14 protein-coding genes are annotated in these 19,111 nt (G+C 40.5%); 8 read left to right on the top strand and 6 right to left on the bottom strand.

Annotation, left to right across the window (positions count from 1 at the left end; all coding sequences use genetic code 11):
• Positions 1–147 precede the first annotated feature (147 nt).
• The 3 genes from SAE01_RS17705 to SAE01_RS17695 all read right to left on the bottom strand — a co-directional run bounded on the left by SAE01_RS17705 (position 148) and on the right by SAE01_RS17695 (position 3,224).
• The gene (locus tag SAE01_RS17705; protein WP_147205130.1) at positions 148–1,176 is read right to left on the bottom strand and encodes a Smr/MutS family protein; all 1,029 of its coding nucleotides are present in this window, start codon (positions 1,174–1,176) and stop codon (positions 148–150) included.
• A gap of 121 nt (positions 1,177–1,297) precedes the next feature.
• On the bottom strand, positions 1,298–2,314 hold the full coding sequence (locus tag SAE01_RS17700) for a zinc-binding alcohol dehydrogenase family protein (RefSeq protein WP_147205129.1): 1,017 nt from the start codon (positions 2,312–2,314) through the stop codon (positions 1,298–1,300).
• Position 2,315: 1 nt separating this feature from the next.
• Positions 2,316–3,224, bottom strand: coding sequence for a class I SAM-dependent methyltransferase (locus SAE01_RS17695; protein WP_147205128.1), 909 nt, complete (start codon positions 3,222–3,224; stop codon positions 2,316–2,318).
• Positions 3,225–3,326: 102 nt separating this feature from the next.
• Here SAE01_RS17695 and SAE01_RS17690 point away from each other — a divergent pair, with 102 nt between their 5' ends.
• The 6 genes from SAE01_RS17690 (at position 3,327) to SAE01_RS17665 (ending at position 11,323) form a co-directional block, all read left to right on the top strand.
• A complete protein-coding gene (locus tag SAE01_RS17690; protein ID WP_170234196.1) occupies positions 3,327–4,694 on the top strand; it encodes a DUF58 domain-containing protein in 1,368 nt (455 codons plus the stop codon).
• Between the two features lie 223 nt (positions 4,695–4,917).
• Positions 4,918–7,542, top strand: a complete 2,625-nt coding sequence (locus SAE01_RS17685) for a transglutaminase domain-containing protein (RefSeq protein ID WP_147205126.1) — start codon at positions 4,918–4,920, stop codon at positions 7,540–7,542.
• A 3-nt stretch (positions 7,543–7,545) separates the two neighbouring features.
• Positions 7,546–8,538 carry an AAA family ATPase gene (locus SAE01_RS17680; protein ID WP_147205125.1) on the top strand — a complete coding sequence of 331 codons (993 nt, stop codon included), beginning with the start codon at positions 7,546–7,548 and terminating at the stop codon, positions 8,536–8,538.
• Positions 8,539–8,653: 115 nt separating this feature from the next.
• Positions 8,654–8,884 carry a hypothetical protein gene (locus SAE01_RS17675; RefSeq protein WP_147205124.1) on the top strand — a complete coding sequence of 77 codons (231 nt, stop codon included), beginning with the start codon at positions 8,654–8,656 and terminating at the stop codon, positions 8,882–8,884.
• On the top strand, positions 8,866–9,252 hold the full coding sequence (locus SAE01_RS17670) for a type II toxin-antitoxin system VapC family toxin (RefSeq protein ID WP_147205123.1): 387 nt from the start codon (positions 8,866–8,868) through the stop codon (positions 9,250–9,252). The genes SAE01_RS17675 and SAE01_RS17670 overlap by 19 nt, the downstream gene beginning before the upstream one ends.
• A 70-nt stretch (positions 9,253–9,322) precedes the next feature.
• Positions 9,323–11,323 carry a tetratricopeptide repeat protein gene (locus SAE01_RS17665; RefSeq protein ID WP_147205122.1) on the top strand — a complete coding sequence of 667 codons (2,001 nt, stop codon included), beginning with the start codon at positions 9,323–9,325 and terminating at the stop codon, positions 11,321–11,323.
• A gap of 54 nt (positions 11,324–11,377) precedes the next feature.
• Here SAE01_RS17665 and SAE01_RS17660 read toward each other — a convergent pair whose 3' ends face one another.
• Together SAE01_RS17660 and SAE01_RS17655 are read right to left on the bottom strand one after the other, a co-directional pair.
• On the bottom strand, positions 11,378–13,843 hold the full coding sequence (locus SAE01_RS17660) for a T9SS type A sorting domain-containing protein (RefSeq protein WP_147205121.1): 2,466 nt from the start codon (positions 13,841–13,843) through the stop codon (positions 11,378–11,380).
• Between the two features lie 69 nt (positions 13,844–13,912).
• Entirely contained in the window at positions 13,913–15,454 is a 1,542-nt protein-coding gene (locus tag SAE01_RS17655; RefSeq protein WP_147205120.1) for a hypothetical protein, read from the bottom strand.
• 287 nt (positions 15,455–15,741) lie between these two features.
• Between SAE01_RS17655 and SAE01_RS17650 the strand changes: the two genes are divergently transcribed.
• Both SAE01_RS17650 and SAE01_RS17645 read left to right on the top strand, forming a co-directional pair.
• A complete protein-coding gene (locus SAE01_RS17650) occupies positions 15,742–16,725 on the top strand; it encodes a Gfo/Idh/MocA family protein (RefSeq protein WP_147205119.1) in 984 nt (327 codons plus the stop codon).
• A gap of 249 nt (positions 16,726–16,974) precedes the next feature.
• Positions 16,975–18,384 carry a dihydrolipoamide acetyltransferase family protein gene (locus tag SAE01_RS17645; protein WP_147205118.1) on the top strand — a complete coding sequence of 470 codons (1,410 nt, stop codon included), beginning with the start codon at positions 16,975–16,977 and terminating at the stop codon, positions 18,382–18,384.
• A gap of 181 nt (positions 18,385–18,565) precedes the next feature.
• Here SAE01_RS17645 and coaD read toward each other — a convergent pair whose 3' ends face one another.
• Positions 18,566–19,054, bottom strand: a complete 489-nt coding sequence (coaD, locus tag SAE01_RS17640) for a pantetheine-phosphate adenylyltransferase (RefSeq protein WP_147205117.1) — start codon at positions 19,052–19,054, stop codon at positions 18,566–18,568.
• Between the last annotated feature and the right edge of the window lie 57 nt (positions 19,055–19,111).

The following is a 19,111-nucleotide window of genomic DNA, read 5'->3' as shown; positions in this document are numbered from 1 at the left end:
TCTGGTACCAGGGCTGCAATAGCTATGAATGTTTTTTACAGCGTTTTTTGATCCAGGCTTAATATCGCTGATGTTACATCGTTGCGTCGCATTTCGTTCATCAGAATTTTCGCTATTCAGCTCTGTTCCTTTTTTGCTACTCTTCGTTTACGCGTACTGAAAAAATATTTCAGTCGCGCCATATCCAAATCGCTGGTCATATTGATTAACGAAAAACCTTACCTCTTTCTTCGTTTTTAATATGTCGTGAATTTCATCCTTCAGTTTGCCCTTGCCTACACCATGAATAACAATCAGGTCCGGTTGACGGTGAGCAACGGCCAAATCATACCACTTTTCAAATTCTTTCAGTTGGATGGTAATGATCTCGAAATTGCTCAAACCTTTCCAGTTGTCTGTTATCTTTTCAATGTGCAAATCAATCACACTTCTTGCCGGATCCAGGTGCTGCCTTGCTTTGCCGGCGTCATATACTTTAAACCCTGCAGAGCTTAATTTCGACAAATCGAGCGAGTCATCTACATAAACCTTATCGGGATACTTTTCCAACAGCCTGTGATTGATCGAGGGAAGGTTCTTTTCTTTCAACTCCTCAATCTTTTGAAACATCTGCTTCGCCTTTATCTTATAGTGCGCTTCGCAAAATTCAGCTTTGTACTTCGAGGGCTGCAGCAGTTTAAATTCAAAATCAAAAGAGGGATTATCGTTCAGACTTTCGAAGGGAATATCGTGTAAGTAAAAATCTTTGAATGGTTGTATATCGCTGGTTATGTCAAAATCTGTCTTGCCTAAAAAACTCAACTTATAGGTAAACTCGTAACCAATATCGGTCCTGTTGACCAGGTACACTTTAAACCTATCGACAATATCATCACCAAAAAGATCTGTCTCAAACTTGGGGAATAACATAATCCAAATGCCGTCGGCCACTTTCACCTCGTCCCTGCGCTTTTCTTTCTGCACCTGGTCAACATATACCTTCGGCTTTCTTTGTTCGGGAAACAGTTTTTTCTCTGTAAATCTTTTAAAGTACGGAAAATCAATCTGGTCCATATAAGCCGGAAACTTTACGCCCTTAACTTCTATCAACACCATCTTATCGTTCAAAATCTCAATCACCTTCCCGGGATCATTGCTATGAGCCACTATAATATCATCTCCTACCTCGTACTTCATTATAATTTCAATTAAACAGCGAAGTTACTGATAAGAAAAGCTTTTAGAATTGGTGAAACAAGAGCGTCTGAAATTTTAAGAAAAGCTGTTGCCAGACTTGGCGGAGATTAAAGTGCTGCTTTTACTCCAAAGAGACCATGGCTTTAATAACACCGTTGGCCGGGTCGAGCCATTGCTCAAACTGGTCTTTTACTTCCTGAAATTTTACCCTGTTTGTAATATAGGTGGTGGGATTTACCTGCTTATTTTTCATGGACGCTATTACGTGAGCAAAGTCTTCCCGGGTTGCATTTCGGCTACTCATCAGTGTTGCCTCCCTTTTATGAAACTCCGGATGGCTAAACGATATCTCCCCTTTCTGCAAACCAATCAACACGTAGCGACCACCATGAGACATGAATCGAAAAGCATTATTGATAGCCTTCAAATTTCCGGTGGCATCTATTACAACTGTAGGCATATCGCCATTCGTAATTTCCATTAATTGCTCCGTCACATCCTGAGCTAGTGCATTGATAGCGTGGGTCACCTGCAGCTTGTTTTTGCAAAACTCCAATCGCTGTTCGTTAATATCGAGCGCTATTACTTTACCTCCCGCAATGCGTGCAAACTCCATGGTACCCAGTCCTATAGGGCCGGCCCCAATCACGAGCACAAATTCATCCTTTTGTACACCTGCCCTTCGAACTCCGTGCGCACCAATGGCTAACGGTTCTACCAGCGCAAGTTCATCGAAGCTTAATCCTTCCCCGTGCACCAGGGAATAAGAGGGCACGGATAAATACTCTACCATCCCCCCATCGCAATGCACTCCGGAAACAATTATTTTATTACAACAATTTGGTTTGCCTGCACGACAAGCGACGCATTCACTACAATTAAAGTACGGGATGAAGGTGACTGCTTCACCAATTTGAAAACCAGGTGCATCATCAAACTCCATCAGTTCCCCCGCTAACTCATGTCCCAGTATTCGCGGGTAGCTAAAGAAAGGTTGGGTCCCTTCATACGCATGCAGGTCGGTTCCACAAATACCAATGCGTTTGATTTTTATGATAGCATGACCTTTTATCAAAGCTGGTTTTTTGCCTGTTATATATTCAAAGTGGCCAGGCTCGGTACAAACTAATGTTTCCATCTTATGCTTGTTCATTCTTCTTAATAATATAAATCAACGAACTACATTTTGTAGCATCCCGGCTCGCTTTAATGTTTGAAACAAGACCGTTCCAGACAGCCTTAGCCAGATTATTTTTTCCGTTCTTATACTTTTCGCTCAGCATACTTACATAGAAACTATCAAACCACATTGGCTTTATTGCCTCCAGCAAAAAGCCTTTTCTTTCTATAAGTACCTCCATACTCTTTGGCGAAAAGTGATACAGGTGACGAGGAACGTCATAAGCTGCCCAATAATTTTTATAGATCGTTGCATCATAGCTGGTGTAATTAGGCACGGCAACAATTAGACGGCCTTCGGGCTTTAAAATGTTAATAAACTTTTCAAGGTAGCCCTCCAGGTCGTGCACATGCTCCAGAACATGCCACATAGTGATTGCATCAAATGTCTCGCTTACAAGATTGTTCAATTCTTCTAATTCCGAAAGCTGTAGCTGATAGTTAAGCATTGCGTTGTCTCGTGCGATCTTATCAGGTTCAAGTCCGGTTACATCCCAGCCGGCCTTTTGCATAATGTTTGCAAACGCACCGGTACCGGCCCCTATGTCTAACAAAATACCCCGATCAATTCCCGTGGCTTCTTCCACGAGTTTTTTCTTTCCTTTCAAAGTAAAGGTCCGTACAATATGATAGAGCCGGTTAATTAGTCCCCTTTTTGAATCGCTGTGCGAAACGTAATCTGAGGACTGGTAATACGAACCGATATAAGCTTCGGTAGGAACATTTTGGGTGAAGCGAAAGGTACAAGCGCTGCATTTCCACACGTCGAACTGCTCGTGCGAAACTGTATAATCAGTACAGGTAAGTACTTTACTGATTGCCGCGCTACCGCAGCATAAGCAATGATCGTAGTTAATGATAAAAGCCATATTGCGGCAAAGAAAGTGAAAAGGCGGTTAAAAAAATGCTGGCCTAAGCCAACTCTTTTTTCTATCATTTATTCTTTCTTTACCTTGACACCCGAAATGAGCATGAACTTTTCAGAGATCAGAGACCAAATCCGGCGGGCTTCCTTTTATATTCCTTTCACGGTTTATTTTGTTGTCTTCACCATAGCTGCGCTTATTTCATACAAGATGTTAGGGCACAACGAAATTGATGCCGACTCCTCTTACGCCGATATTTTTGGCCTGTTACTTAAGGTTGCTTTTGCGTTTTGTGCCTCTATCCTTGCGGTAGCATTCTTATCTGTTCTTGGCTCCTATCTCTATTTTCTTTATAAGAAAAGAAAACCCGGCATTCATTTCCAGGTTTCAACAGATTTAAAGGAAAGCGAATCGAATCAGAAACAGACAGTGAAGTTGGTAATAAGACCAATTTTGAAGCCACTCTTTGGCTTTATAAAACTGAGGTTGCTGTACGATAAAAAACATTTTTCCGACAAGTTCTCGTTGCTTGAAAACAGTAGCAGAAAGTTTTTTAGCACTTCAATTGAAGGAACCTATCATTGGCCACTTCCTGAAATAAAGGAATATCATGTCGAAAAAGGGTTGATTTACTTTGAAGATTTTTTCCAGTTTTTTTCAATAGCCGTAACACTTCCTGCAAGCAGTAAGTTTTTTACACAGCCTACATCAAAAAGCTTACAAGACTTAAAAGTTTTGCCCCGCAAAACTGAAGAAACGAGTACGCGCATCGAACAGCTTAGGAAAGTAGAAGGCGAATATTTGAATTATAAAAACTTTGAGAACAACGACGACGTAAGAAGAATCGTCTGGAAGATTTATGCAAAAAACAAAGAACTCGTAGTTAGGATGCCTGAAATTATGGATCCTTATGCTTCTCATGTTTACTTGTATGCTTCTTATTATACCGTGTTTGATATTGCAGGAAATGGCGCAATTGAAGTCCCTTTTCTAAATTACTTTAAAGTGATTAACTGGTCGATTTACCAAAACCTGGTCAAACAGGGTTTTGAGGTTCGGTACATTCCTGACCAGGAAGTTGCCAAAAATAAACTGGCCGACGAAGCGCAGTGGGTCAAATACAGTATCAGTACAAGCAATTGGCACCAGGCAAAAGATCTGAAGTCGTATGTAAAAACAAGTGATGCTTCAGTTGTGGTGATTTCATCGTTGAGCAATGCGAACGAGGTGAAGGATTTGATTGAGATTCACGGAAAGGACATCACGTTCATTTTCATAAAACTCACAGAAAGCTTCAAGAACCAGAACATGTTCGATTGGGTGCAATGGGTATTTGTGCAGAATGCAAAAGACGATATCGATGTTTACAAGAGAGCCTGGGCTTTGTCGCCTTTAAGGCAAAGAATTAAAAACAACGAAAAACGCTTGGAAGACCTTGTAGCAAAATACCAGGAGGATGCGGTGGTCATTTAGTTGGTGTGAAGCAAATAGGAATTAGGAATTGAGAATTGGGAATTTTTGGGAGCGGCGCTTTATAACTATAATCAGCATTGTTGTGTCACTCACTTGTACTGAAAGAATATGAAGCAGCAAGATTTGCTACAAAACGAAATCCCTTATAAAAAGAAACAAACTAAAAAAAGCTTACAACCTCAAGTTAGCAGCTTGTGGCTAAAACCGGCTTTAAAAGAGACAAATGCAAATCGGAAGAATACATAGTTGGAAGAAAGTTACGGCTCAATTGATTTTATTAGCGCTGCCGACAGTGGCGCTTGCACTATACCTGTTGTTAAATGTGAATAGGTTTTATTCATTCTTACAAAATAACTGGCTCGAACAGGGATTGTATTTTACTACCGGTCTTGTTGCAGCTATTATTTTTTACGGTTATCGCTTCAGGTTCATCACCACTGCTCTACTGTTGTTTGGAGCTTATTTCATTGCTTATAGGCTTTTGGGGAAATTGAGTGTAGGCGAGTTTGACGCATTCTTTATCTCCGTAAAATTCCTGATCTTCTCTATGCTCTTTTCCGCCGGATGGCTGGCTGGTTATGGATTTTCCAGGTCTAGATATTTTACCATTTTTTGGTCGGTCTTCCTGCTTGTGATGCAGATTATTGTAGTTAGCAAAACGTCAGAGATAACAGCCAATTCTTTGATTTCAGCATTTGCTCCTGTACTAGTGTATGCTTTCTACATCATCTACACTTCCGAACTTATTAGAAATATGAATGAGGATGAGCCCGGCTTCGGCTGGTTCATCACAAAGCGTCTTACCGGATTTATTGCCCTGTCTGTAGTTCTTTTGTTTAGCATGCTGCTGATTTTTCAGAAACAATTCAACAGCATTGAGCACGACTGGGGCGGAAGCCAGGGTGGAAATAAGAAGAACGGTGGCAAAGAGAGCATGACCAAGCAGAACAAAGATGGCAGCCTCAGCAACAAAGACCAGATGAAAATGACTGGATCTTTAAGCAAAGACAAAAGGCTTGTGTTTGTCGCTAAACTCGACAACTATTTCCCCGACGGAAAAACGCCTAATCCGCTCTATTTTACTTCAACTTATTATACCAAATTCGATACCGCTACGCAGACTTTTGAGGAAGATAAGAACTTTCCTAAAAACGACTTGTTTAGCCCGGATCCCTCAAAAATACCTTTATACTTTACCAAGGTTGATACCGCCGTTATAACAAATACAATGGCCACTTTAAACCGTAAGGTGGTGTCAGCTGATATTTATAAAGTAATTCTATCACCTAACGAATATATCGCGCCTTCTACTGCATTCTTTTGCCAGCCACTGCCAGTAGAAAACGAGTATAAAAAACAATTTAAAAGCGCCTACCGCGCCAAGATGTGGGTCAGCGATTTAAACAGTGCTTACTTTATTTATAATCCCGCAGGCAACAAACAGCTGGAAACGTTTCAACAACAACGTTTCGAAATGCTGCGAAAGGCAACTTCATACGACGGTCTCGACAAGAGGTTTATGGAGTACTACACTTACATGCCGCGCAATGAAGAATATAATAGAATAACAGAACTGGCAAAACAATTAACCAAAGATGCAAAGACGCCTGTTGATAAAATGATCGCCATAAGGGATCACTTTACCAGCAAGGATCAATTCGGACAACCTCTATTCAGATATAGCGACAATCCGGGCATTCCGGGGCTACCAAGTGCCAGCAAACTAAATTATTTCTTATTTGAAAACCGTAAAGGCTACTGTGCTTACTTTGCGGGTGCTACGCTATTTATGCTTCGCTCTCTCGGCATTCCAAGCCGTATTGCGGCAGGTTTTTTAACTGTTGACAGAAGCAGCAAAAATCCGGGGTGGTATTGGTTCTACGCTGACCAGGCGCATGCATGGGTTCAGTTATATTTTCCGGGGTACGGTTGGATGGATTTCGACACCACAGTGCCCGACCAAAACACGCAACAGTCGCCTCAACCCGACGGAACGCCTCCAATGAACACCCAACAGGCACTTATGGTAGCTGATGGTGAGGCGTTGAGTGTAGACACCGTGGCGAAAAGAGTGACCATGAAAGTGAAAAAAATGTTGTTTCATGACGAAAACATTCCGGCACCCGAAGTAAAGGATCTGCTGATGGATGTATCAATTGCATCAATAACGAGAGATACAGGAACAGGCAAGCTGAGTGATATAAAAGCAGGCAGTAACATTGTTGCCGTTTCATATGCGGAAGCGTTGAAAAATATCATGGCTAATGAGACTGATAATCTTGCTTCATTAATTGTAAAACTTCCAAAACCTGCTCCTGTTGATGAAATAAAAATCATGGAAACAGAACAGCAGAAAAAGGATCGCGAAAGGCGACAGGAAGCTGTGTCAAAGCCTTTTGATTGGGCAAAGGCTCTTATAATCGGTTTAGGCATTATAGGCTTCTTTATCCTCTTGTTGTTCTCTTCACCTTGGTTGATTTGGCAATATTTAAACAGCAAGGCAAAAAGCAATACAGCAAACGCCAGAACAAAAGCATACAACATTTATATGGCCAGTATGTATTACCTAAATCAATTGGGAATAGTTAGAGAAAATCAAAGCCCTCAACAATTTGCTGAAGCAGCCGACAAGCGACTTGGTTCAAGCTTTAATTCATTTACGAATGTTTATCAGAAAATAAAATACAGCACCACACCACTCACTACCAAGGAGGAAACGCTGGTGCAAGATTTTTATGAACCGTTTAAGGAGCAGGTCAGAAATAATATTCCTTTAAAGCAGAGGTTCAGCAGTTTCTTAAATATTTACAATACCCTGCATTATTTTACAAAATCAAAAATTAGCTAAGAGATGGAGCAAATGACTGAACAAGGTATACAGATAGACGAGGCACTTGAAAATATACAGAAACTGGTTGAAAACATTGAAACTGTTATTCGTGGTAAGCGTACTCAAATTCAATTTATATTAACCGCTTTACTTGCTAAGGGCCACATTTTAATGGAAGACAATCCGGGAACTGGTAAAACGGTGATGGCGAAGACGCTGGCGCAAAGTATCTCCGGCAGAACAAATGAAGGTGGCGTTAATTTTAAGCGGATTCAGTTTACGCCAGATTTACTTCCCATGGACCTGATTGGCTCCCACATTTTTGATGATGTAAAAAAGGAATTCATATTTAAGAAAGGGCCATTATTCTGTAACGTGCTGCTTGCAGATGAAATTAACCGGGCCTCTCCTAAAGTACAATCGGCTTTGCTTGAGTGTATGGCGGAGCACCAGATCACGATGGGAGAAACTACTTATCCTTTGGAAAAAATGTTCTTTACCATAGCCACTCAAAACCCTGTTGAAATGGAAGGTACCTATCCCCTTCCCGCTGCCCAGCTTGACCGGTTTTTTATCAAGATTATTTTTGGGTATGTAGATGAAGAAACTGAGCTCGAGATCTACAACAACTACCTTGGCATTGCCAACAACCTTGAACATATTCACCAGGTGTTGAGCATGGAAGAAATCCTGTTTTTACAAGATGAAGCAGAAAGGGTATTTATCCATGAGGAAATTGTGAAAGCTGTAAGAAATATTATCTGGGATACGCGACGTAATTCTGATATTGTATTAGGGGCTTCAACAAGAAGTGGCATTACTTTCTTAAAATGCCTGAAAGCTTTTGCACTTGTAAACGGTAGAACTTTTGTAACAGAAGACGACCTGCAGAAAATTACCCCTGCTGTTTTGGATCATCGTTTAATCTATAGAAACAAAGATGCGAAGGCCAAATCTTTAGCGGCAATATTAAATAAGGAAATGGACAGGTTGAGTAAATTGAAGTTGAGTTAAATTGAATTTGTTGTTCTGACCATAGAACTTCTATTGTGCTTTTGTTGCGTCGCACCCCTGAACTGTTTGTAACTTTATTCAAAAAAAATACTCTATCCAAGTTTAATTCTAACATATGACAAAGACAATCATTACTCCTGCTAATAATAATGTTCTCTTGGCCATTCCAGACAGCTACATTGGAAAAAAAATAGAAGTACTGATGTATGCAGTGGAGGAGCTTTCTGAGAGTACACTTTTACCGAAAACAATGTCGTCATATAAAGGTATACTGACCTCTGAAGAAGCAGAACAACTTCAGGAATATGTAAAACAATCAAGAGAAGAATGGGACACAAGTATCTGATGGACTCTAATGTCGTAATAGATTACCTCGGTAATAAGCTACCTCCTGCGGCAACAACTTTTATAGATGATTTAGTTCCTGTTGTTTCTGTTGTTTCAAGAATCGAAATACTAGGTTGGCTAGGAATTACTCAAAAACAATCAGACAAACTATCCCTCTTTATTAATAATGCCTTTGTTTATCCTTTAGATGAACCTATTATTTTAAAAACAATTGAGTTAAGGCAACAATTCAAAATAAAGACTCCTGACGCCATCATTGCTGCTACTGCCCTGATAAACAATCATACTTTACTTAGTCACAATAGTAAGGATTTTAAACAAATACCAGGACTAGTCTTGGTTGATGCATTTGCACTAAAAAGTTGATAAGTTGAAAATAGCTCCGCGCTGTTCTTTTTGCACGTGCATGAGTGAGACCTGAATTAAAAAAATGAAAATGATCTATCGGATTTTGTCCTTTGTAATATTAATTTCTACTACGACCCTTTCCTTTTCACAAGGCAATCCTACTGCCCGTTATGAAATTGATGCAAAACGAATCGGAGTAAATCCATTGGACAAAGATGCGCTTCCGAGGAGCCGCGAGTTTATTCGGCTGGATAGTACTTATTACGTTGGCTATATGTTTGAGGGGATTTATAAATCTGATAAAAGCAGCGACTACCTTGGCTTCAAAAATTCTATCCCATCTCTAAAGAAGGCTTTTGTTTTATTGCAAAAAGATTATGGCAAAGATCTAAAAGGCATCTTCAACTCGCCTCAGAACTACATGCAGTCAATGAACAAATATGTGGACTTTTTGCAGATTACAAATACCCTCAAAGAGTGTTATGATAACATTGAAATGCCCGACAGTGTAATTTGGGTGTTGAACGTTTTCTCAGGTTACAATTTCCCAAAAGATCATTTGGGATCAAATACAACAAGAGCCTGGACTTATCACCGCAATAGATTTTTTACCTCGGAAAAATTTTCATTTTTAAAAAATTCCGTTGAAGAAAATGAAAAAGCCGCTTTCGAATATTGTTACTACGCTCTAGAAAAAATTGACGTTAATAAAACCAAAAACGACATGTGGTTTGGTCCTGGTCAGGCCGAGAGCGATAGAATGGGAGTATATCATTACCTCGCATTATTGCACTGCTACAACAAAAACTATGACAGCAGCGAGTATTATTACCAAAGGTTAGCCCAAAACGGAGCGGTTTCCTGGAACAACTACGGGAACGAAAAGCACGAACTGGGCGAATTTGCGGTCGCCTTGGAATACCTGAACAGGGACAAGTACAAGTACCAGCAAAAGATTTTAAAAGAGCCGTTTTATTTTGTTCCGATGCTGAATGTGTATTCAGGCCGAACAAAAGACGCAATGGCTTTATGTAAAGAGGCGATTATAAATTCGGGATCTACACCAGGCTTCGGATGGTACAATATTGCGCTTGCCAGAAGTTATATGTACGACGGCCAGTTAGACAGTGCAGAATATACCATCCAGAAAGCTGCAGACTTTAAAGAGATCCATATTGGAACAACTCTGACTCAGAGCCAATACGACTTTACAATCAACCTATTAAAGCTGCAATTGAATGAACGGAAGATTGCTCTGGTTAAGTTCGAGAACAAAGGCTGGTGGTACTCTCCATCTGCTTTGTATGATATCGCCGCTTTAAAGTTTGGCAAAATGCTTTTGCAATATGTCGTTATTAATCAAATGGCTGCAAACCCTGAAAGAAACAGGACTGTGTACGACCTTTTTTGCGGCGAAAGCACGACCACATTCGACGAAGCCTTTTACCTCATAAAAGACTTTAGTCCGTCGTACTTTGTAAAAAAGTATGAGAATTACCAACAAACAGATAACCGAAAAAACTTACAGCGCTATTTTAAACTGTTCACCTATCAAATGCAATGGATGAACGGGGACGAGGACAAAGCATTCGACGGTTATAAGCAAATGGTTAAAGAAGTGCTTTTAGATACTGCCCATGAAAGATTGTTTTTGGGAAGGCTATACGAAGGGCTGGCAAAAGGCTATAAAGACGACGGCAACGACAGGGATCAGAACTTCTATGCTAATGCTCTATACGAAGAATATCCCCAACTGCTTCCCTTCTCAGGGATTACCATTCCGATGAAACTGGTTACAAGTGGCGTTATTGACGAAAACACAAATACGGCAGTAAAAGAATTAAAGCGTTGTAAAGTAAATTGGGTCAACGAAGCCGATGGCAATACACCGATAGCCCAAGTATCCTTTGTAAAGAAAGGAGATCAATACGAAGCAACCGTAAGTGTGAAAAGTGGTTCGAACTTACCGATGGTTTTAAATGAAAGAATGCTCTTTAAAAATGCCGAAGGTGTAGGAAAAGAACTTGCTCTCCGACTATTTGGCAAAAGCGGTGCAATGGTTTTCGAAAGAAGAGACGCGGGCAATTAAAGTAGGTTGACGCCTCGGGTTAATGTCTCATCCTCCAACTATAGAAACAGTCATTTATTCCGCTATCAGTGAAATATTTTGAACTTGCTGTTTCATTAAAACTTGCAATTGATATACTCCGGGCGTTAATGCATTTTTCAGCTTGAAGATATGTTCTTCTGTCGTACTATTATGCTTAACTGACGTTGTATATTTCTCCTGCCCCAACGCATCAATTATTCTTACCCGGTAAGTTCCTAACAATTTATTTTTAAATCCAAGACGTACGGTTGTGCCAATAATGGGGTTAGGATATAAGCTAATACTACCCTTACTTTTCTCAATACTCACCGATACTACTTGACTATATTTTACTTCTCCCGAACGGGCAACAGTACGAATGCGGTAAAAATTGTCACCATTGTAATAACTGTTATCGGGCCATAAGTAGGAATTGAGAATATCGCTACCGTTTTTTGATTTTACTGTTCCTATCTTCTCAAAGTCGCGCGCATTCCGGGATCTCTCTACTTCATATCGCTCGATGTTTATTTCTGAAGGAGCGGTCCATTCTACTTGAATACTATTATTTCTTTCGAAAGCCTTTACACTTTTTAATTCGACAGGTAAAGTCGTGAACTTTTGAAAAACGATAGAAAAACGGTTTGCAGAATAGGAACTGCTATCCGCGGTAACTGAAAAAGGAACCATTGTAATGGTTTCATTAATCAGTCTTGTAGTAGAGTTGAGCCAGTTATCCCTCAACCAAACTTCAACCTGGTCTAGCTGTCGAACCTGGATTTGCAGCGTATAGTCTTTTTTTAATAACTGCCAGATTCTCAAGAATAAGGTATCAGCACTATGGATTGGCTTTCTTCCTTCCAACGACAAATATTGGCTGTCGCGATAGATAGCCAGGTTTTCATCAGGATTAGAAATCTTGTAAGAGTCCTCGTCCTGTAAAGAATTATTAAAACGATCGTCAAAGTAAGCTTCCACTCCGTCTGCCGCCTTTGTTGAGGATGGCAATAACAGCATGACAGACACATGAGGCGTTTCCGACGTTGACCTGAACACGTTTCTCCGCGCGCCTACCTTATCAGTTTCTTTAAAAGTAATGGTTGGGTTTGGACCTGTCGTTCTTACTATAAACCCCTGTCCTGCTTGTATGTTGTTGTCAATAGAAGATGCACTGTTATTATTGGCGTTTAATGCCGCATTATAGGTTACATAAGCTCCACGACCATTAGAGCCAGAAATAGTTGGATCGTAAATATATATTGTAGAAAAAATATCCTTCTTAGTTACTGTCTGCCAGTCCACCGGAGACGCGTAAGGGTTGCCAATGAAACTGTATTCAGTATTTTTCGAAGATATTGCGCCGGTGTTAGCAGTGCCACCTCCTCCCGCTTTTGTTATTGTAACTGTGCCTGTAAGAAGGGTACCTGTGGTTCGAAGAGTTGTTGTAGAAGGTTCTGGCGTGTTTTGAGACAGATCAGTGTTCCTGTTTCCACGAACGAAAGTTCTATAGCCGACTCCCGGGTTTAACAAAATTCCGGTACTTGTTACCGCGCTCCATGCTTGCCCTTGTTCGTCAAACGTAAACATAGACGGATTGTTGGTAGTGGTAGCATCAAAGCCATTTCCATTCCCATCTTTACCTGTAATTTGAATGCCGTATCCTGGCACAGGATTGCTATTTACTCCAATGTTTGAGTTGTTAGTATTTTCCATCCAGTTCGCTTTTAAACTGCCAGTCGTACTCACGGGTGAAGCAAGAAAACGGTAAGACCTTTTGGCTGTAATAAAATGCTCAACCGTTACATTGCCAATTACAGGCGTTGCAGCATTGGAAGTAATGGTTGCTACACGGGCAGTTGACGTCGGGGTTGATTTTAAAGTAAGATAGCCACCTGAAGTCAGGGCGCCATTTGTAAGAGATAAAGCATTGGTTAAATTTAATGGGCCAGCTAAGCTTGCTCCCGCATTGTTGTTTATTATTAAGTTGGCAACTGTGTTTGATGAGAATGTACCGGCAGGTATTATTTGCGCTGCCGTACCATTCAATTCTATACTTCCATTGGCTGCAATTACTGATCCTGCACTTACTATGGCTCCCCCGACCTTTAAAGTGTTTGCAAGCACATCTAACGATCCTGACGAAACAGTAAGGTTGTTACTTACTATAAAATTCTTGTTTAGTGAGACGCCAAAAGCATTATTGGCAATAAGATCATAGGTATTAAAAGGGTTCAAACCTGAAATCGATTGGGCACTACTACCGGTGAGGTAAAGCCGTCCGGTAGTTCCTGCCGCGAAACTTGTCTGGTTATTTATGATGTTGCCTTTAACGTAAAGAGCTCCGCTATTTGTTAATATAGCAGAGTCGCTGTTTGTAAAATCAGATGAAATATACAAGGTGTCTGTATTGCCGCTAACCTTTAAAGTACCATTGTTAAAAAAAATAGTTTGAGCAAATGTCTCGGTGTCCGAGGCAAAAAACACAGTAAATGCAACTAGTATATTTTTTAAAAATCTCATTCTTTAAGTGATTTTTCTATCGTTTCCATTCCGCAACTAATTCTACAATGAATGCCCTAAAAGCATTGCCTACTTTACTATAAGTGTTAGAGTTTGTGCCGTTACATCCGTATTTGTTTCATTGTTTTCAGCCCATACCTCTATGTAATCATTTGGTGCCAGAGAAACTGTGCAGCCAAGTGTTACCGATTGGATGTCTCCTTGTGAAGATCGAACACTTGTCAGCTGTTTTGAACTCGGAACTTTCACTCCGTTTTTATAAATATAAAAAGAGTAGGTATAGGTGCCACTTGCTCCTAGTACCGACATATAAGAACTGACTGTAAAAGTTCTTGTCTTAGTTCCATCATACATCAGACGATTATTTGCCGGAGAGGTAAATCTCACCAGATCTGAGGCAGATGTAGTACCTGCTATTTTTACCGGAACGTTCATGGAGATAATATCTGTTAAGCCGCTGGCAGAGACATATAAGCTTCCGGTAGCAACCGCATCCTTTTCGGTACTTAAGCCAGGAGCTTCAACTTCCCATTTTTTTGAAAATGTGCCATTAACCTTTGTTCCTGTACCGGTGAAACCTGTGTTTTTTAAATTGCCTGCTTCGGTAATTGATGTAATTCCGGTTATATCCAAACTTACTGCAGACAACGTAGCAGAAGCCTGGCTTAGGCCGCCTAACTTTTCTATGATCTCAAAAGTGCCTACTAATTTTTCGAACGTATTGCTATTAGTAGAAAACCAGGCGGTATTATCAAGTAACAGTGAAGTAATGTTTTGATAAGTAATGCCATTCAAATTACCCGCGTAATTAACGACACTAAAAAAACAGATGTTTGCCCCACTTACTAAACCTACATCTTTACAGTTGACAATATTCGCATCACGAACAATAAGGTTTTCGCTCGAAGCAAGAGTAAGATTAAACAGTTTTGAACCCGAAGTAATTGCGGCGAGTGTAAGCACTTTTATAGTTCCGCCCTTGCTTCCGGTAAATAACTCGCCGCTTCCGGGAGTGTAAATTATTTTATCGGTGTTCGCATCTTCCCCCATCAGGTAACACCCGTTTAAGTTTATTTTGTTCGTCATAGTAATTGTACCATTAATCTCATAAATGGTGTTAGCCGCTAATGTGACTACTCCTGCAACAGGAGCCGGAAAATCTGCTGAAGATTTTACAATTACATAGTTTGCCCTTGTTTTATTAATTGCTGCAACGCTAGTTACATTCCACCCCGTTCCGCTGCTGGTAAGTGTAACAGATTTTTGTGCTTCATCAAGGAGGTAAATGGAGGAACCATCAATAGTTTGTGAAGAAGTAGTTGCAATCGTAAGTACAGGTACCGGCAAAGTAGCGCTTGTATTTTTTATGGTGTACACCCGACCAGTGCAAGTTGTAGCATCAGGTAGAGTAAGCGTAGCGGCTGAAGTGCCGGTAAAAACCAGCCCATTATCAGTAGAAGCTGCAGTAGTCGAAGCAGAAAACGATCGTTGATTTAAAGAAAGCGAACCCCTCACATCAAGCGTAGAATTTGGAGAAGTTGTCCCTACTCCTATTTGTGCTTTTGAAATTGTAACTAGGAGTAGAAGGAAATACGTAAAAATTAATCGCATATAGAAGTATTGTCTTAACAAGAACATTTATAGATGATGCACGTCAAACGAAGAAAACATCAGGTTATTATGCTCAAGCAAGGTTTAACCTTAATAGGTCACAATAAAAACTTTTAGGTAAAGCTGTAACTGGCAAGGTTCCGCTTGAATTTTTTCAAATACGACAAGCAACCTTTCTTTTATAGGATTGTTAGTTGGTGTAGTTTTTTAGATTAAAAGATCTTGAAGAAATTGGACGTTAAAGGGGCCGATGCGTTGCTAACATTTACAAGAATAAAAAAACGATTATGGAGACAGTACAATGGGGAATTATTGGGTGTGGAGATGTTACAGAGGTGAAGAGTGGCCCTGCATTTAATAAGGTTCCGAATTCGAAACTTCTGGCGGTCATGCGCAGGAATGAAGAAAAAGTAAAGGATTATGCAAAAAAGCATAATGTTCCTAAGTGGTATACTGACGCATTCGAATTGATTAATGATCCTGAAATCAACGCGATTTATGTAGCCACGCCGCCGCTTCAACATGAGGAGTATGCCATCGCGGCTATAAATGCAGGCAAGCCTGTCTACATAGAAAAACCAATGGCGGTTGATGCAGCTTCTGCAAAAAGAATAGCAGATGTAGCAAAAAACAACAAAGTAAGCGTAGCTCATTATAGACGCGCCCAGCCGCTATTTATCAAACTAAAAGAACTTTTAGAGTCTGACATAATAGGCGAAATAAGGTACATAAATCTAAAATTCTTGCAGGTACCGCTGTCAAATGAAGATCTTCAACTACCAAAAGTTCAATGGCGCGTCGATCCTGCTCTTGCCGGTGGCGGATTGTTTCATGACCTTGCACCGCACCAGTTAGACCTGATGCTGTACTATTTTGGCAAAATCAAAAATGCATCTGGATATTCTGCAAACCAAGGACGGGCCTACTATGCTGATGATATCGTCAGCGGAAATATTTTATTTGAAAGCGGGGTAATATTTCAGGGGCTGTGGTGTTTTAATGTACCAAAGGAAGAAGCTGTAGACAAGTGCGAGTTTGTTGGCTCTAAGGGAAAAATAAGTGTAAGCATTTTCGGTGAACCTGAAATAACGCTTGTAATAGATGGCAAGTTCACAAAAATAACACTTGATAAATTGCAACATGTACAACAACCTATGATCGAAAAAGTAGTGCAGTATTTTTTGGGTGAAGGAGAAAACCCCTCAAGTGCCGACGAGGGTGTGGAGGTTATGACGTTATTAGAAGCTTTTACCAATAAATCGATAAAATAAAATAAGGCAACTCTGCTGATATTTTGTTGTCATCTGTAATAGTTTACCTCCTTCATCAATACCGATGTTGATGAGAACGTGCTTCTTTTGTTATCTCCTTTAAATAAAACATCTTTGCAGTAACGGGTAGCACTCCTGATAATTTTAGTTGAACAACAACGAAAGTACAAGTGTGCGACGCAACGATGAACGATTGAAAGAATAAAGCCGGGACCAAAAATTCTTTCATCACAAAACAAAATATTTGATATGGCTATAGTTGATTTAGTAATGCCAAAACTGGGAGAGAGCATAATGGAGGCCACTGTTTTAAAGTGGACGAAGAAGGTTGGCGAAACTGTAAAGATGGACGAAACTTTGTTAGAAATTGCAACGGATAAAGTTGATAGTGAAGTTCCATCGACGTCTGAAGGGGTGCTTACAGAAATCTTATTTAATGAAAATGAAGTGGTACCAATAGGAACGGTAATTGCCCGCATCGAAACAACAGGCAATGCAACCGACACTGCAGAAATGTTAGAAGCAAATTCGGAGATCGAAGTAATTGCCGAAACAAATGAACCCCTTGAACCATTCACTCACGAACATGCGGTAGAACGCGAGGACGATGACACCTTTGAAGAGCCTGTTCCATTCTTACCACATTTAACTACAAATACCAGCAGCTCCGGACAAGGCAATAATAAGTTTTACTCTCCATTGGTTTTAAACATTGCCAATAGCGAAGGAATTGCAATGACAGAGTTGGAAAATATTCCGGGTACAGGCAATGAGGGAAGGGTGACGAAAAAAGATATTTTGCAGTATGTAGCCGCAAAAAAAGACGGCAAGCCATCTCAGCCAATTGCACCCATCAAACCGGTGGATGAACCAAAGTCAGAGCCTGCTAAAAAACAGTCGGATGAGATGCCAGTTGAAGAGATTGCCCAATCGTTTTCTGCACCAACAGGTAACGTAGAGATTATAGAGATGGACCGCATGCGGAAGATGATAGCCAAACACATGGTTAACAGTAAGCAGACTAGTCCACATGTGACAAGCTTCTCGGAGGCTGATGTAACCAATATGGTGATGTGGCGCGAGCGGGTTAAAAAACAATTCGAGAAACAGGAAGGGGTAAAACTAACGTTTACGCCTATGTTTATTGCTTGTGTAACAAAGGTGATAAAACGCTACCCATATATCAATTGCTCAGTAGAAGGTGACAGGATAATTTTAAAAAAAGACATCAATATTGGAATGGCCACTGCCCTTCCATCGGGCAACCTAATTGTTCCAGTAATAAGGAATGCAGATCATCTTAACCTGGTGGGCCTTTCTAAATCCGTGAACAGCCTTGCAGACGCTGCAAGAACCAACAGGCTAAAACCTGATGATACAAATGCAGGCACTTTTACCATTACGAATGTTGGCACTTTTGGAAGCTTGATGGGAACACCGATTATTAACCAGCCGCAGGTCGCCATTCTTGCTGTTGGAGCTATTAAAAAACGTCCAATGGTAATCGAGACAAGTGAAGGTGATGCTATAGGTATCAGGCACATGATGTACTTGTCGTTGAGCTACGACCATAGGGTAGTTGATGGAAGTGTTGGAGCAAGCTTTCTAACTGAGGTAGCTAAAGAATTTGAAAATTGGGATGTGGCCAGGGAGTGGTAGTGGTGGTGCTTTGGGTGGGATTCTTCAATCGCTAGTCGTTAATCGTTAATCGCTAGTTTTTCATCACCGTCGTCTTACTAGCGACTTCCGATCTCTCACGACTTCCAAATCTCCGCCTCTTACTCGCGATTTTCGATCACTTGCGACTACCGACATAACTCTCTCGCAACTTACTATCTATCTACCTATGCTCCAATTCCATTTCCTTAATAGAATTTAATACCACTTTTGGTAAAAACTGCGACACGTCGCCACCGTTCCTGATTACATCTCTTACAAGAGTTGACGCTACAGAAGTGTATTGAGGAAGGCAGGTGAGAAAGATAGTTTCGATAGAAGCATCGAGGCTGCGGTTCATGTCAGCGATGGCTTTTTCGTATTCGAAGTCATTTACGTACCGAATTCCTCTTAAGATAAATTTTGCTCCTACCCTTTTGCAGCAATCTGCTGTTAAACCTTCGTAAACCAAAGCGTCCACTTTGGGTTCATCTTTGTAAATTTCTTTTACCCAGTAGAGTCTTTCCTCAGCAGAATACAACGGAGTTTTATTGGAATTTTTACCAATGCCGATCACGACTTTATCAAAAAGATTTAGCGACCGATTGATGATATCTACATGACCTAAAGTGACGGGATCAAAGGTTCCTGGGAAAAGACAGATGCGGGCCATAGTAACGAATTAAACAGTTTAAAGGGAAATAAGGGGTTTTTGTAATTTTCTTATAAT

It is taken from the genome of Segetibacter aerophilus (assembly GCF_007991655.1).
Lineage (GTDB): Bacteria > Bacteroidota > Bacteroidia > Chitinophagales > Chitinophagaceae > Segetibacter > Segetibacter aerophilus.
The sequence above is the reverse complement of the archived record's forward strand: the minus strand, read 5'-3'. Positions and strand labels throughout refer to the sequence as shown.

Excerpts from the sequence above, each read along its gene's own strand:
- SAE01_RS17705 (WP_147205130.1), bottom strand. The coding sequence starts at position 1,176 with ATGAAGTACGAGGTAGGAGATGATATTATAGTGGCTCATAGCAATGAT.
- SAE01_RS17700 (WP_147205129.1), bottom strand. The coding sequence starts at position 2,314 with ATGGAAACATTAGTTTGTACCGAGCCTGGCCACTTTGAATATATAACA.
- SAE01_RS17695 (WP_147205128.1), bottom strand. The coding sequence starts at position 3,224 with ATGGCTTTTATCATTAACTACGATCATTGCTTATGCTGCGGTAGCGCG.
- SAE01_RS17690 (WP_170234196.1), top strand. The coding sequence starts at position 3,327 with ATGAACTTTTCAGAGATCAGAGACCAAATCCGGCGGGCTTCCTTTTAT.
- SAE01_RS17685 (WP_147205126.1), top strand. The coding sequence starts at position 4,918 with ATGCAAATCGGAAGAATACATAGTTGGAAGAAAGTTACGGCTCAATTG.
- SAE01_RS17680 (WP_147205125.1), top strand. The coding sequence starts at position 7,546 with ATGGAGCAAATGACTGAACAAGGTATACAGATAGACGAGGCACTTGAA.
- SAE01_RS17675 (WP_147205124.1), top strand. The coding sequence starts at position 8,654 with ATGACAAAGACAATCATTACTCCTGCTAATAATAATGTTCTCTTGGCC.
- SAE01_RS17670 (WP_147205123.1), top strand. The coding sequence starts at position 8,866 with ATGGGACACAAGTATCTGATGGACTCTAATGTCGTAATAGATTACCTC.
- SAE01_RS17665 (WP_147205122.1), top strand. The coding sequence starts at position 9,323 with ATGATCTATCGGATTTTGTCCTTTGTAATATTAATTTCTACTACGACC.
- SAE01_RS17660 (WP_147205121.1), bottom strand. The coding sequence starts at position 13,843 with ATGAGATTTTTAAAAAATATACTAGTTGCATTTACTGTGTTTTTTGCC.
- SAE01_RS17655 (WP_147205120.1), bottom strand. The coding sequence starts at position 15,454 with ATGCGATTAATTTTTACGTATTTCCTTCTACTCCTAGTTACAATTTCA.
- SAE01_RS17650 (WP_147205119.1), top strand. The coding sequence starts at position 15,742 with ATGGAGACAGTACAATGGGGAATTATTGGGTGTGGAGATGTTACAGAG.
- SAE01_RS17645 (WP_147205118.1), top strand. The coding sequence starts at position 16,975 with ATGGCTATAGTTGATTTAGTAATGCCAAAACTGGGAGAGAGCATAATG.
- coaD (WP_147205117.1), bottom strand. The coding sequence starts at position 19,054 with ATGGCCCGCATCTGTCTTTTCCCAGGAACCTTTGATCCCGTCACTTTA.